Source organism: Achromobacter sp. KK8 (genome assembly GCF_054188005.1).
In genome coordinates this window covers 5,660,472-5,673,443 of sequence record NZ_CM135178.1, presented here as the reverse complement: position 1 = coordinate 5,673,443, position 12,972 = coordinate 5,660,472, and the positions used below count along the sequence as shown (strand labels likewise).

The window sequence follows — 12,972 nt, the reverse complement described above, 5'->3', positions numbered from 1 at the left end:
GTCGGGCGCTTGCTAATGTCCGGAGCGGTGGATATCGGTCGCCGCCAGGACGGTTTCCATTTGCACAGTATGCGCGAAAACGAAGCGGTCTCCGTACACGGTTTCATCCGGAAACTCGGAGATCAGCGCCATCGGCAGCTCTTCCCGGTCGGTCTCCGTGACCTGCACGGGAATGCCGTTCAGCACATCGAATCCGGTTTCGAGCGCGTGCGCGTGGAATAGTTCAAGCTGGCGCGCATTGAATTCGACCAGGCCGGGCACGTTGCGGGCCAGCCGCGCCGTCACGCCCTCGATCAGGCGGCGGGCGCGCTCGCTCCAGCCCGGGTGGTGGCGCAGCACCAGGAAGAAGCCCTTGGGGATGGTCCACAGCTCGAAATTGCGCGGCAGGTAGCCCGACAGGGGGCGGGTCCACTCGTGGGCCGGGTAGCCGTGCAGGTTGATGTGCAACTGCGCGCCGCTGATGGCGTGGGCCTGGTGGCGGCCTTCGCGTTCGAAGAATGGCGCGTGCTCGCGGTAGGCGATGTCGTCGCCCAGCGCGCTGTAGCGCGAGGCGTGCAGCATGTGGCGCGGATGCTGTTCGCGCAGGCGGTTAAAGAGCGCGTAGCCGTCCGGATTCTCGGCCGCGATCAGCGCGAAATGGGCGTCGCCGCGCGCCTTCAGCGCTTGCGCCGCGCGCAGCGCGCCGACCACGCCGGAGGTCTCGTTGGCGTGCTGCGCGCCCGAGATGAAGACCGCCGGGCCGGGCCCGCGCAGGTAGGTGCCCAGCACCGGGCGTCCCTGGCGCGAAACGGCCTGGAAGGTGTCGCCGCCCAGCGCGGCCATGCAGCCGGCGATCTGCGCGGCGGCCAGCGGCTGGCGCAGTTCGGCCAGCGGCGCGTCCAGCGCCACGGGCGCCACCGGCGCCGGCGGCGCGAAGGGTTCCAGCGTCACCTGCACGCGCGCCGCGCCGTCGTGGCGGCGGATGTCGGGAATGATCTGGCCGGGTTGCAGGCCGCGGTCGCCGGAGGGGCGGCCGGAATGGTGCTGGAAGTGTTCGAGCAGCGTGAAGTACAGGTCTTCGTGCAGCGCCTCGAAGGTGCTGACGATTTCCTCGTCGACCGGCAGCGCGAAGTCCATGCCGGGCAGGTCGACGCGGATCTCCAGCCGGTCGAAATACGGCTCGTGCGCGCCCCAGGGATGGTTGCGCACCGTGTCGACGATGCTGCGGAAGGCCTGCTGGTATTCGGTGGCCTGGGCCGCGTCGGTCTGGATGGCGCCGTCGGCGTCGCGCACGCGCAGCCACCCGGTGGGCGACAGTTCGGGCTTGCCGTCCTGCGCCTGGCCAAGCTGGTTGGGCGCGAACACGCGCGCCTCGCGGCGCGTGCCATCGGCGTAGGCCAGGGCGACGTCGTAGTGCAGGTCCGACGCGCCCGGCTTCATCGTCACGCGCACGCCTTGCAACAGCGCCACCAGCGGGTAGGCTTCGAGGGTGAAGCGCTTGGCCTGGGCGTGCTCGTGCAGCGGGTAGCGCAGCTCGACCGCCACCAGGCCGTCGCGCTCGACCTCTTCCAGGAAGTAGTGCAGCAGCGGCTTGTAGGCGCTGCGAAAGCGCGCCGTCACGCCGGCCTGCGCCAGCCGCGCCTCGGCCTCGCGGCGCGCATCGACGCCCTCGAACAGCCAGCCTTCGACGGCCGCGCCGCGCCAGGCCGGGGCCTTGTAGGCATGGATCCAGGCGTCCAGCGTGCGGTCGAATGTCTTTTCCAGCAATGCCATCGTCAGTAGTCCTCAAGTGCCTGCCGCAGCAGGCCGCCCCAAGGCGGGGGCATACATTTACACCTTGCCGGTGGGGTCCAGGCGGTCGCGCAGCCAGTCGCCCAGCAGGTTCAGCCCCAGCACGGTCAGCATGATCGCCAGGCCGGGGAATACGCTCACCCACCACGCCGTCTGCATGTAGGTGCGGCCATCGGCCAGCATACCGCCCCAGCTCGGGATCATGGGATCCACGCCCAGGCCCAGGAAGGTCAGGCTGCTTTCCAGCAGGATGTTGTTGGCGACGTTCAGCGTCATCAGGATCACCAGCGGGCCCAGCAGGTTGGGCACGATGTGGTGGCGGATCATGGCCAGGTCGCGCACGCCGAAGGCGCGCGCCGCCAGCACGAATTCGCGTTCGCGCAGCGCCAGCACCTGGGCCCGCACCACGCGCGCGTATTGCACCCACTGCGAGATGATCATGAAGAAGATCACGTTGAACAGGCCGCCGCCCAGGATGGCGATGAAGGTGATGGCCACCAGGATGAACGGCAGCGCCAGTTGCACGTCGGCAAAGCGCATCACGATCATGTCCCAGAAGCCGCGGTAGTAGCCGGCGATCAGGCCCATGATGATGCCGAGCAGGGCGCCGCCCAGCACCGACGCGAAGCCCACCAGCAGCGAGATCTTGCCGCCGACGATGACGCGCGCCAGCACGTCGCGGCCCAGCGGGTCGGTGCCGAACAGGTGGGCGGCGCTGGTGAAGGGCGCCATCAGGCGGGCGGTCAGGTCCATGGACTCGCCGCCATCGGGGAACAGCCAGCCCGAGGCCAGCACCAGGACGATCATGATGCCGGTCAGCATGGCGCCCAGCACGAACTCCAGCGAGCGGTAGCGGCTGCGCGGCTTGATTGCCTTGGGGGCGGCGGGGGAAGTAGTGGTCTGCATGGGGCTCACCGCGTGCGGATACGGGGATCGACGATGCCGTAGGCGATGTCGACGATCAGGTTGACCAGGACGATGACGGCGGCCAGCACGGTGACCGTGCCTTGCAGCACCGGGTAGTCGCGGCCGGAGATGGCGTCGAACGCCAGCGTGCCCAGGCCGGGCCAGTTGAACACCATCTCGATGACGACGATGCCGCCGATCAGGCCGCCGAATTGCAGGCCCAGGTAGGTGATGAGCGGAATGGCGCAGTTGCGCAGCGCGTGCTTGTACAGCACGATGCGTTCCTTCAGGCCCTTGCTGCGCGCCACCATGATGTACTGGGCCGACAGCGTCTCCAGCATGGTGGTGCGCACCAGGCGGATGTTGGTGGCCGACAGGATGATGGCCATGGTCAGCGACGGCAGCACCAGACTGGCCGGACCGCTCCAGCCCGACGGCGGCAGCAGCGGGAAGGTGATCGACAGCAGCAGCACCAGCATCAGCGCCAGCCAGAAGTTGGGGAACGACAGCCCCACCAGCGACAGGATGCGGATGGCCTGGTCGGTGGGCTTGCCGCGCTTGATGGCGGCCTGGATGCCCAGCGGCAGCGAAATCAGGATCGAGGCGATCAGCGAGGTGAACGCCAGCATCAGCGTGGCCGGCAACGCGTCGCCGATCAGCTTGGCGACCGAGGTGCCGCCCATGAAGCTGCGGCCGAAGTCGCCGTGCAGCAGGCCTTGCATGTAGCTCAGGTATTGCTCGTGGAACGGCCGGTTCAGGCCCAGCGCCTGGCGGATGTTGGCCAGGTCCTGCTCGGTGACGCTGCCCGAGCCCTGGCTGAGCATCAGCGCGGGGTCGCCGGTTAGGCGCACGGCATAGGAGACGAGCAGCGTCACGGCCACGATCACGAAGACCGCCTGCAACACGCGTTTAATCAAAAATCCGGTCATGAGGCTCCGCCCGGGCTTTCGCCCCGGCGAATCAGTAGGGTTAATGCGTCAAATGCTTCAAGTGCTACACAGACATCACGACGCCCAATCAGGCATCGCCCCCCCCTAGCGGGATGCCGGGGAGCCGGCTTTGCCGGTCCCCTGGCATGCCCCCTCGAGGGGGAAGCGCGCAGCGCTTCGGGGGTGGGCTCTACCGTCTACTCCACCGCAGTTTCCAGGAACCGGAAGCGGATGTCGCCCGGCACCTCCAGGCCCTTCACGCGCTTGTTCACGCCGACGATGGTGTTCAGGCTGTACAGCGGCAGTTCCAGCGCCTGGTCGGCCACGTAGCCGGCGATCTCCTGCAGCATGGCTTCGCGCTTTTTCACGTCATAGACGGTGCGCTGCGCTTCCAGCATGGCGTTCAGCTTGGGATCGTTGTCGTACGGATTCCACTTCTGGCCCGAGTGGTACATCAGGTAGGCCGTGTTGTCGTAGTCGTAGGTCCAGCCGCCCCATTGGTTCTGCCACATCTCGCCGGTCTTGCCGCCGGGGATGATGTCGTTGAGCAGCACGCCGGTCTCATACGGCTTGATGGTGGCGCGCACGCCCACCGCCTGCAGATAGCCCGACACCGCCTGGGCCACTTCGCGGAAGTTCGAATCGCTGCCGCGCACGTCGATCTGCACCGTCGCGCCCGGCTTGATGCCGGCGCCGGCCAGCAGCTTCTTGGCTTCGGCGGGGTTGAAGGGCAGGGGTTTCTGCTCGGGGTTGTAGCCGAACGACTGCGGACCCTGGAAGCTGGCGATGGTCTTGGCCTGGCCCAGCAGGAGTTGCTTGACGATGGTGTCGCGGTCCACCGCCATGATCAGCGCGCGGCGCACGTCGCGGTTCTGGGTGATGCCGTTCTTGGTGTTGTAGCGCAGCGCGAAGGCCACCGGGCCGCCGGTCGAGATGACGTCGGCGTTGCCCGACTTCTTGACCGTCTCGATCAGGCCCAGCGGGATCAGCGTGGCGATGTCCACGCGCCCGGCCTGCAGTTCGGCGACCTGGGTGCCGGGCTCGCTGATGAAGCGGTACACCACCTTGTCCAGCTTGGGCTTGCCGCCCCAGTAGTCGTCATTGCGCGCCAGGGTCACGTTGACCTTGGGCTGGTAGCTCTCGAACTTGAACGGGCCGGTGCCGACCGGGTGGGTGTTGAAGTTCTCTTCGCCCTTTTCCTGAATGTACTTGGGCGGCACGATCATGGCGCCGTAGCCGGCCAGCTTGGTCAGCAGCACCGGATCGGGTTGCTTGAGGATGAAGTCGACGGTGTACTCGTCCACCACCTTGACCTCGCCGATCGAGTCGTAGTTCGACTTCTGCGGGCCTTTGGCCCCTTCCGCGCCCAGCAGGCGCTCGAACGTGAACTTGACGGCCTCGGCGTTGAACGGCTCGCCATTGTGGAACTTGACGCCCTGGCGCAGCGTGAAGCGCAGGCGCTTGTTGTCGTCCAGGTATTCCCACTTGGTGGCCAGGCCGGGTTGCAGCTTCAGGTCGGCGCCGCGCATGGTCAGGCCGTCGTACAGGTTGCTGCCGACCGAACCCCAGAACGTCACGAAGGTGTCGATCGGATCCCAGCTGCCCGGATCCTGGTTGATGGCGACGTTGAGCGTGCCGGCGGCCTGGGCGGTCGACAGGACCGCGGGCAGCGCGCCGCCCAGCGCCAGGGCCAGGGCGGTGGCGGTGAAGGTTTTGCGTAGGGAGAGCATGTTCAACTCCAGGACGGGAAATCGGCCGGGCCGACGTGTAGAAAACGGAAGGTTCAGGCGGCGCGGGCCACGCGGTGGCCGGGCGCGAATTCAACCAGGGGAATGATCGCCGGCTCGTCGCCCACGCGCCGCACCGGGCTGGGGATTTCGCCCTCGATCAGCGAGGTGTCGATGTGGCGGCCGGGCTCGGCCACCGGCACGGCGGCCAGCAGCTTGCGGGTGTAGGCATGCTGCGGCGATTCGAAGATCTGGCGGCGCGTGCCCAGTTCCACGATCTGGCCCAGGTACAGCACCGCCACGCGGTGGCTGACCTTCTCCACCACCGCCATGTCGTGGGTGATGAACAGGTACGACAGGCCGCGGTCCTTCTGCAGGTCCATCAGCAGGTTCAGGATCTGCGCCTGGATCGACACGTCCAGCGCCGACACCGATTCGTCGGCGATGATCAGCTTGGGGTCGCTGGCCAGGGCGCGGGCGATGCAGACGCGCTGGCGCTGGCCGCCGGAGAATTCATGCGGATAGCGGCGCGCGTGCTCGGGTTTCAGGCCCACCTGTTCCAGCAGCTCGCCGACGCGGCGCGCGATGGCGGCCTCGTCGGTCAGCAGGCGATGGGTGCGGATCGGCTCGGCGATGCTGAAGGCCACGGTCTTGCGCGGGTCCAGCGAGGCATACGGATCCTGGAAGATGTACTGGATCTCCTGGCGCAGGCGCTGGCGGCCGGCGGCGTCCATCGAGAAGATGTCCTGGCCGTTGTAGCGCACCGCGCCCGAGGTCGGCGCCACCAGCTGCTGCAGGGTCTTGCCGATGGTCGACTTGCCGCTGCCCGATTCGCCCACCAGCGCCAGCGTTTCGCCGGGGTAGACGTCGAAGCTGACTTCCTCGACCGCGTGCACGCGGTGGGTGACACGGCCGAACAGGTTGTGGCCGACGTCAAAGCGCGTGGTCAGCTTCTCGACGCGCAGCACCGGCTCGTCGTAGCGGGCCGTGTCCTGCTCGCGGGTCTCGCCCACTTCGCGCAGCGTGTCGCCTTCCAGCACCGTCTGCGGCGTGCGCAGCGGCAGGTCGCGGCCGGTCAGGCTGCCCAGGCGCGGCACGGCGGCCAGCAGGGCGCGGGTATAGGGATGCTTGGGCGCGCGGAAGATCTCTTCCACCGGGCCCTGCTCGACCTTCCTGCCGCGCAGCATCACCACCACGTCGTCGGCCATCTCGGCCACCACGCCCATGTCGTGGGTGATGAAGATCACGGCGGTGCCCAGGTCGCGCTGCAATTCGCGGATGGTGTTCAGGATCTGCGCCTGGATGGTCACGTCCAGCGCGGTGGTGGGTTCGTCGGCGATCAGCAGGCGCGGCTGGCACGACAGCGCCATCGCGATCATCACGCGCTGGCGCATGCCGCCCGACAATTGGTGCGGATAGCGGTCCAGCAATTGCTCGGCGTCCGGCAGGCGCACCTTCTCCAGCAGCGCGCGCGCCGCCTTGCGGGCGGCCGAGCGCGACAACTGCTGGTGCAGCATGATGGCCTCGATGATCTGGTCGCCGATGGTGAATACCGGGTTCAGCGAGGTCATCGGCTCCTGGAAGATCATGGCGATGTCGTTGCCTCGGATCGCGCGCATCCGCTCGTCGGACGCGGCCGTCAGGTCGACCTCGCGGTCGTCGCCGTCGCGGAACAGGATCTGGCCGGTGGCGATGCGGCCGTTGTTGTAGTCCGTCAGCCGCATGATGGCCATGGACGTCACCGACTTGCCCGAGCCGGACTCGCCGACGATGGCCAGCGTCTTGCCCGGCCGCACGTCGAAGTCCAGGTTCTCGACGGCGCGGAACACGCCGTTTTCGGTATTGAAGTCCACCGAGATGCCGCGCACGGAGAGCAGCGGCTGGGGGCAAGAGGCGGGAATGCTAGACAACGTGGATTCTCACAGCGAGGTGGCGGCGCGCGCGGCCTGGTCGTACAGGCCCGACAGGGCGCGCAGGGTATTGGCCAGCTGGTGGCTGGCATCGTCCGCGGCGGGGGAGTCGATGAAGGGTTTCACCAGGCATTGCTCGCGCACTTCGGCGTAGCGCTGGATCGCGGCGGCGCCGGCATCGGTGGTGGTGTAGATCACTTCCTTGCCGGTCTTGGCGCTTTGCACCACGCCCAGCCGCTCCAGCTTCTTGAGCGAATAGTTCACCAGGTGGGTGTCTTCGACATTGAGCGTGAAGCAGATGTCCGCCAGTTTCTTGCCGCGGCCGCGATGGAACACGTGGTTCAGCACCAGGATGTCCAGCGAGGTCAGCTCGGGCAGCCCGGCACAGGCCATGCAGCGGACCATCCAGCGGTTGAAGGCGTGCGAGGCGATGATCAGGCCGAACTCCACCTCGGACAGCTCCGGGGCGGACGAGGCGAGATGGGAGGAGGAAACAATGGCGTCCCGGACGGAAACGGACATGGGCGGCGGTGGGGACGGATCGACGACAAAACGTTGGCGAATTATTGACGATTTGTGGATATGGAGGCATCCGGGATAACCCGTGGATATAAGCCGCCCCGGGCGATCATGACCGCCGGTTATTCAAGCCGCCGCGCCGCCCGCGGCCAACCGTGGGCGCTACGCGTTGCCCACGGACTCCTGCAGCAGCCCCAGGTCGGGCGGCCGGTTCTCGATGATGGCTTCCATGCTGAAGAACCCCGTCACCGTGGACAGCTCGAAATCGGTGATCAGCTTCTGGTAGAAGCGGTCGTACCCCGCGATGCCGCGGCAGACCACCTGGATCAGGTAGTCCCAGTCGCCGCCGATGCGGTAGAACCCGGTCACTTCGGGCAGGCGTTCCACGTGCTTGCGGAAACCGTCGGCCCATTCCTTGGCATGGTGGCTGGTGCGGATCATCACGAACACCGTCAGGTCCAGCCCGAGTTCCGCCAGGTTCACCTCGGCGCGGGTGCCGCGGATGATGCCGCAGGCGTTCAGCCGCTGCAGCCGCCGCCAGCACGCGTTCTGCGACAACCCCACCCGATCGGCCAGCTCGCGCTGCGACAGCGAACCCTCGCGTTGCAGGCAGGAAATGATATTCAGATCAAACTTGTCTATTTTTTCCATATATTCGTTCAAACGATCGAATTTTGACGATTTTAAGGAAAATTTAGGTGAGGTTTCAAATTTCCTTCCATCGTATGATATTTCGCTAACTTTCCTGCCAGCCGTTTCATCGAATCCACACCATGTCCACCCAAGCGACCCCGGCCGCCACAGGGCCGTTGCGCCAGTTCCAGCAATCCCTGCAATCCCCCGACATCATCGCCAGCCTGGCCGACGGCCTGATCGGCAAGGACACCGTCATCGAAGGCCCGTTCGGCCTCAAGCCGCTGGTCTACGCCGATTACGTGGCCTCCGGCCGCGCGCTCATGCAGGTCGAGCGCTTCGTGCTCGAGCACGTGCTGCCGTACTACGCCAATTCGCACACCGAGGCCTCGTTCTGCGGCGGTTTCATCACGCGCCTGCGGCGCGAGGCGCGCGCCGTGGTCGGCCGCTGCTGCGGCGCGGGCGACGAGCATGCCGTGATCTTCTCCGGCTCGGGCGCCACCATGGGCATCAACCGCCTGGTGCACCTGCTGGGCGTGCCGGCCGCGCTGGCGACGGGCCGCAAGGTGCGCGTCGTCATGGGCCCCTACGAGCATCACTCGAACATCCTGCCGTGGCGTGAATGCGGCGCCGATATCGTGGTGTTGGCCGAAAGTGCGCAGGGCGGGCCGGACCTGGACGAACTCGATGCCGCGCTGCAAGCGCCGGCGGGCACGCTGGTCATCTGCGCGCTGTCGGCCGCCTCCAATGTCACCGGCATCGTCGCCGACGTCGAAGCGATCACGCGCCGCGTCAAGCGCGCCGGCGCCCGGATAATCTGGGACTACGCCGGCGGCGCGCCGTACCTGGACATCCGCATGACGCCCGCGGCCGACGCGCCCATCGACGCCATCGTGTTCTCGCCGCACAAGTTCATCGGCGGGCCCGGCGCCTCGGGCATCCTGATCGTGCGGCGCGACGCGGTCGTGCCGACCACGCCCACTTTCCCGGGCGGCGGCACCGTCAAGTTCGTCTCGCCCATGAACCACGACTACAGCGCCAGCCTGGAAGCGCGCGAAGAGGCCGGCACCCCCAACGTGGTCGGCGACATCCGCGCCGCGCTGGTGCTGCTGGTCAAGGAGGCGCTGGGCGCCGACCTGATGGCGCGGCGCAACGCCGCCTTCGTGCGGCACGCGCTGGCCCGCTGGCAGGACCAGCCCCGCCTGGAACTGCTGGGTTCATTGAGCGCGCCGCGCCTGCCGATCTTCTCGTTCCGCGTGCGCAACGGCCAGGGCGGCTACGTCCACCAGCAACTGGTCACGCGCATGCTGAGCGACCGCTTCGGCATCCAGGCCCGCGGCGGCTGCGCCTGCGCCGGTCCCTACGTGCATCATCTGCTGGAGATCGACGAGGCCGAATCGGCGCGCATGCGCCAAGCCATCCTCGACGGCCGCGAGATCGAAAAGCCGGGTTTCATCCGCCTGAACTTCAGCGTGCTGCTGTCGGACGCCAAGGCCGATTTCATCCTCGATTCGGTGCTGGCCCTGGCCGCGGACGCCACCGAGTTCGAAGACCGCTACGACTTCGACCCCGCCCGCGCCATCTTCTTCCCGCGGCCCGCGGCGGCGGCAACGGCCGCCTGACGCGCCTGGCCGTTGCGAAGCGCGCGGAGCCCGCCCGCGCGTTGCGGCGGCCGCGCTATTGCTTCATGTAGGGGCCGCAGGTGTCGATCCACGCGCTCTTGCGCGCGGCCAGGTTGTCCGAGCGGTCCTGCATCGCGCGCGCGGTCTGCTCGGGAAACTTCCCGCCGTGGCGCGCGCATTGTTCGTAGTCGTCGACCAGCGCGAACTCCATGTCCAGCAGGTCCAGCCGCCCCTGGCACAGCAGTCCGTTCAGTTCCTGCCAGTTGGCCGTCTCGCGCCCCTTCTGCACGCCCACGGCTTCCTGGTAGCGGGCCACGCCCGCGTCGAACCGCGCCACGCATTCCTCGGCCGCGTGGGCCGGCAGGGTACAGGCGAACAGGAAAAGGGCGGACAGGGGGCGAAGCGGGAACATGGACTGGGACTTCCGTTGCGGGCCGGCCGCGAATGCGATGGACGCATCATAACTGTCGTGCAATATCGGACCAGTCCAATAGGCAGGTCCGCGCGCGCAAAGCATATTGCTTTCCCTCGGAGCAGGAGGGAATGTGATGCGCAAGTTGCGCAAGTTGAAATATATCGCCAATCGGGCGCTGTTCAGGCTGTCGCCTGTTCTGGCCGAACGCGTGGGAATCGATTTCAGGCTGGATACGCCCAGCCGGGTATTTCTCGAGACGCGCGTGTTCGCCTATCTGAACCGGCTGGCCGCCTTCCAGCGCGAACCGCAACAGTTGCTGTTCCTCGGCCTGGATAAGCACAACTGGCACTATCCCAGGCTGCTGCGCGCGACCTTCCATTCGTTGGATATCTCGCCGCGCAATGCGGTCTACGGCCGGCCGGGGCTGCACCGGATCGGCGATGCGCTCGACATGGCGGAACACTATGGCGCGGACGCCTTCGATGTGGTGGTCGCCAATGGCCTGCTCGGCTTCGGCATTGACGGCGAGGCCGGCCTGCGCCGCCTGCTGGCGCAATGCCACGCGGTGCTCAGGTCTGGCGGCGTGCTGGTGCTGGGCTACAACGATCTGCCGGAGCGCACGCCGTTTCCGGTCGAAGTGGGCCCGGAATTCGAAGAGTTCGTGCCCGCCATCGATGGGGTCATCGCTTCGCGCCACATGGTCGACGATCCCTATCGGCACGTTTACTGCTTTTGCCGCAAGAGTGGCTGAGGCTCGGACCGGGGCCGGGTGTCGAAGGGGCGTGTGACGGCTTCACTGTGAAAAAACCCAGTTTACCGTCGCCCGAAACTGTCCTACCGTGCATGACGAATCAGTCGCTGGCGACGCGCCCCGGCACGTTGGGCACCTTGGCCGGCCTCTGATGGCAAGTTCTGTTTTATCAACACGTTGCGTTGGAGATGAAAGAGAATGGCAAACACCCTCATCCAGGTCGACCTGGCCCAGTCCCCCTACGAAAACAAGCAGATCCACAACCGCTGGCATCCGGATATCCCGATGGCTGTCTGGGTCAAGCCCGGCGACGATTTCATCCTGGAAACCTACGACTGGACCGGCGGCGCCATCAAGAACGACGACAGCGCCGATGACGTGCGCGACGTCGATCTTTCCACCGTGCACTTCCTGTCCGGCCCCGTCGGCGTCGAAGGCGCCGAGCCCGGCGACCTGCTGGTGGTGGACCTGCTGGACATCGGCGCCAAGCCCGACAGCCTGTGGGGCTTCAACGGCTTCTTCAGCCGCAACAATGGCGGCGGCTTCCTCACCGACCATTTCCCCCATGCGCAGAAATCCATCTGGGATTTCCATGGCATGTTCACCTCGTCGCGCCACATCCCGGGCGTCAGCTTCGCCGGGCTGATCCATCCCGGCCTGATCGGCTGCCTGCCCGACAAGAAGCTGCTGGACACCTGGAACCAGCGCGAGCAGGCGCTGATCGACACCAACCCGAACCGCGTGCCGCCGCTGGCCAATCCGCCCGCGCCCAAGACGGCGCACATGGGCGCGCTGCAAGGGGCCGACCGCGACCGCGCGGCGGCCGAGGGCGCGCGCACCGTGCCGCCGCGCGAGCATGGCGGCAACTGCGACATCAAGGACCTGTCGCGCGGCGCGCGGGTGTTCTTTCCGGTCTACGTCAAGGGCGGCGGCCTGTCGGTGGGCGACCTGCACTTCTCGCAGGGCGACGGCGAGATCACCTTCTGCGGCGCCATCGAAATGGCCGGCTGGGTGCACATGCGCGTCACGTTGATCAAGGGCGGCATGGACAAGTACGCTATCCGCAACCCGATCTTCAAGCCCAGCCCGATCACGCCGGCCTACAAGGACTTCCTGATCTTCGAAGGCATCTCGGTGGACGAGGGCGGCAAGCAGCACTACCTGGACGTGAACGTGGCCTATCGCCAGGCCTGCCTGAATGCCATCGAATACCTGAAGAAGTTCGGCTATTCGGGCGCGCAGGCGTACTCGATACTGGGCACGGCGCCGGTGCAGGGGCACATCAGCGGGGTGGTGGACATTCCCAACTCCTGCGCCACGCTGTGGCTGCCGACCGAGATCTTCGATTTCGACATCCAGCCGTCGGCCTCCGGTCCGGTCAAGCACATCAAGGGCGGCATCGACATGCCCTTGTCGCGCGACCGCTAGGCCTTGCGCAGGAGACCGACATGCCCATGTATGACTACGCCTGCGCCGATTGCGGCGAATTCACGGCGCTGCGGCCGTTGGCGCAGTGGCGCGACCCGGCCGACTGTCCGCGATGCGGCGCCGCCTCGAACCGCATCGTCGGCGGCGCGCCCGCGATCTCGGCGCTGTCGTCGGCCGTCAATCGCGCCCATGCCGCCAACGAACGCAGCGCCAACGAACCGCGCAGCGCGCGTTCGGGCCACGGCATGAACTGCGGTTGCTGTTCGGGCGCCCGCCGGTCCGGCAAGACCCGCGCCACGCCCGACGGCGCCAAGTCCTTCGCCGGTTCGCGGCCCTGGATGATCAGCCACTGACGGCGGTTG

The 12,972-nt window shown here is 67.0% G+C and carries 12 protein-coding genes; 4 read left to right on the top strand and 8 right to left on the bottom strand.

Annotation, left to right across the window (positions count from 1 at the left end; genetic code table 11):
- Positions 1-12: 12 nt before the first annotated feature.
- From ACVN9Z_RS26105 to ACVN9Z_RS26075, 7 genes are all read right to left on the bottom strand, one after another.
- A complete protein-coding gene (locus ACVN9Z_RS26105) occupies positions 13-1,752 on the bottom strand; it encodes a peptidase M14 (protein WP_458212807.1) in 1,740 nt (579 codons plus the stop codon).
- Positions 1,753-1,809: 57 nt separating this feature from the next.
- Positions 1,810-2,676 (bottom strand): ABC transporter permease, encoded by an 867-nt coding sequence (locus ACVN9Z_RS26100; protein WP_024069588.1) that lies wholly within the window; start codon positions 2,674-2,676, stop codon positions 1,810-1,812.
- Positions 2,677-2,681: 5 nt separating this feature from the next.
- Positions 2,682-3,605, bottom strand: coding sequence for an ABC transporter permease (locus ACVN9Z_RS26095; RefSeq protein WP_006385014.1), 924 nt, complete (start codon positions 3,603-3,605; stop codon positions 2,682-2,684).
- A 197-nt stretch (positions 3,606-3,802) separates the two neighbouring features.
- Complete coding sequence (locus ACVN9Z_RS26090) at positions 3,803-5,335, bottom strand: ABC transporter substrate-binding protein (RefSeq protein ID WP_006385015.1); 1,533 nt, start codon at positions 5,333-5,335, stop codon at positions 3,803-3,805.
- Positions 5,336-5,388: 53 nt separating this feature from the next.
- Positions 5,389-7,242 carry an ABC transporter ATP-binding protein gene (locus ACVN9Z_RS26085; protein WP_054447735.1) on the bottom strand — a complete coding sequence of 618 codons (1,854 nt, stop codon included), beginning with the start codon at positions 7,240-7,242 and terminating at the stop codon, positions 5,389-5,391.
- A gap of 9 nt (positions 7,243-7,251) precedes the next feature.
- Positions 7,252-7,764, bottom strand: a complete 513-nt coding sequence (locus tag ACVN9Z_RS26080; RefSeq protein WP_006385017.1) for a winged helix DNA-binding protein — start codon at positions 7,762-7,764, stop codon at positions 7,252-7,254.
- A 159-nt stretch (positions 7,765-7,923) separates the two neighbouring features.
- Positions 7,924-8,412 (bottom strand): Lrp/AsnC family transcriptional regulator, encoded by a 489-nt coding sequence (locus tag ACVN9Z_RS26075; RefSeq protein ID WP_006385018.1) that lies wholly within the window; start codon positions 8,410-8,412, stop codon positions 7,924-7,926.
- A 122-nt stretch (positions 8,413-8,534) separates the two neighbouring features.
- On the opposite strand from ACVN9Z_RS26075, the gene ACVN9Z_RS26070 reads away from it, so the two are divergent.
- Complete coding sequence (locus ACVN9Z_RS26070) at positions 8,535-10,016, top strand: aminotransferase class V-fold PLP-dependent enzyme (protein ID WP_458212806.1); 1,482 nt, start codon at positions 8,535-8,537, stop codon at positions 10,014-10,016.
- 55 nt (positions 10,017-10,071) lie between these two features.
- Here the strand turns inward: ACVN9Z_RS26070 and ACVN9Z_RS26065 are convergent, their stop codons facing one another.
- Positions 10,072-10,428, bottom strand: a complete 357-nt coding sequence (locus ACVN9Z_RS26065) for a hypothetical protein (RefSeq protein ID WP_053500466.1) — start codon at positions 10,426-10,428, stop codon at positions 10,072-10,074.
- A gap of 136 nt (positions 10,429-10,564) precedes the next feature.
- On the opposite strand from ACVN9Z_RS26065, the gene ACVN9Z_RS26060 reads away from it, so the two are divergent.
- The 3 genes from ACVN9Z_RS26060 (at position 10,565) to ACVN9Z_RS26050 (ending at position 12,963) form a co-directional block, all read left to right on the top strand.
- On the top strand, positions 10,565-11,182 hold the full coding sequence (locus ACVN9Z_RS26060; RefSeq protein WP_081004584.1) for a class I SAM-dependent methyltransferase: 618 nt from the start codon (positions 10,565-10,567) through the stop codon (positions 11,180-11,182).
- Between the two features lie 198 nt (positions 11,183-11,380).
- Positions 11,381-12,610: a formamidase gene (gene fmdA, locus ACVN9Z_RS26055; RefSeq protein WP_054485259.1), complete on the top strand. Its 1,230-nt coding sequence runs from the start codon at positions 11,381-11,383 to the stop codon at positions 12,608-12,610.
- A 20-nt stretch (positions 12,611-12,630) separates the two neighbouring features.
- Positions 12,631-12,963 carry a zinc ribbon domain-containing protein gene (locus tag ACVN9Z_RS26050; protein WP_006385023.1) on the top strand — a complete coding sequence of 111 codons (333 nt, stop codon included), beginning with the start codon at positions 12,631-12,633 and terminating at the stop codon, positions 12,961-12,963.
- Positions 12,964-12,972: the final 9 nt, after the last annotated feature.

Coding starts and splice junctions, on each gene's coding strand:
- ACVN9Z_RS26095 (WP_006385014.1), bottom strand. CDS start 3,605: ATGACCGGATTTTTGATTAAACGCGTGTTGCAGGCGGTCTTCGTGATC.
- fmdA (WP_054485259.1), top strand. CDS start 11,381: ATGGCAAACACCCTCATCCAGGTCGACCTGGCCCAGTCCCCCTACGAA.
- ACVN9Z_RS26075 (WP_006385018.1), bottom strand. CDS start 8,412: ATGGAAAAAATAGACAAGTTTGATCTGAATATCATTTCCTGCCTGCAA.
- ACVN9Z_RS26070 (WP_458212806.1), top strand. CDS start 8,535: ATGTCCACCCAAGCGACCCCGGCCGCCACAGGGCCGTTGCGCCAGTTC.
- ACVN9Z_RS26050 (WP_006385023.1), top strand. CDS start 12,631: ATGCCCATGTATGACTACGCCTGCGCCGATTGCGGCGAATTCACGGCG.
- ACVN9Z_RS26060 (WP_081004584.1), top strand. CDS start 10,565: ATGCGCAAGTTGCGCAAGTTGAAATATATCGCCAATCGGGCGCTGTTC.
- ACVN9Z_RS26100 (WP_024069588.1), bottom strand. CDS start 2,676: ATGCAGACCACTACTTCCCCCGCCGCCCCCAAGGCAATCAAGCCGCGC.
- ACVN9Z_RS26080 (WP_006385017.1), bottom strand. CDS start 7,764: ATGTCCGTTTCCGTCCGGGACGCCATTGTTTCCTCCTCCCATCTCGCC.
- ACVN9Z_RS26065 (WP_053500466.1), bottom strand. CDS start 10,428: ATGTTCCCGCTTCGCCCCCTGTCCGCCCTTTTCCTGTTCGCCTGTACC.
- ACVN9Z_RS26105 (WP_458212807.1), bottom strand. CDS start 1,752: ATGGCATTGCTGGAAAAGACATTCGACCGCACGCTGGACGCCTGGATC.
- ACVN9Z_RS26090 (WP_006385015.1), bottom strand. CDS start 5,335: ATGCTCTCCCTACGCAAAACCTTCACCGCCACCGCCCTGGCCCTGGCG.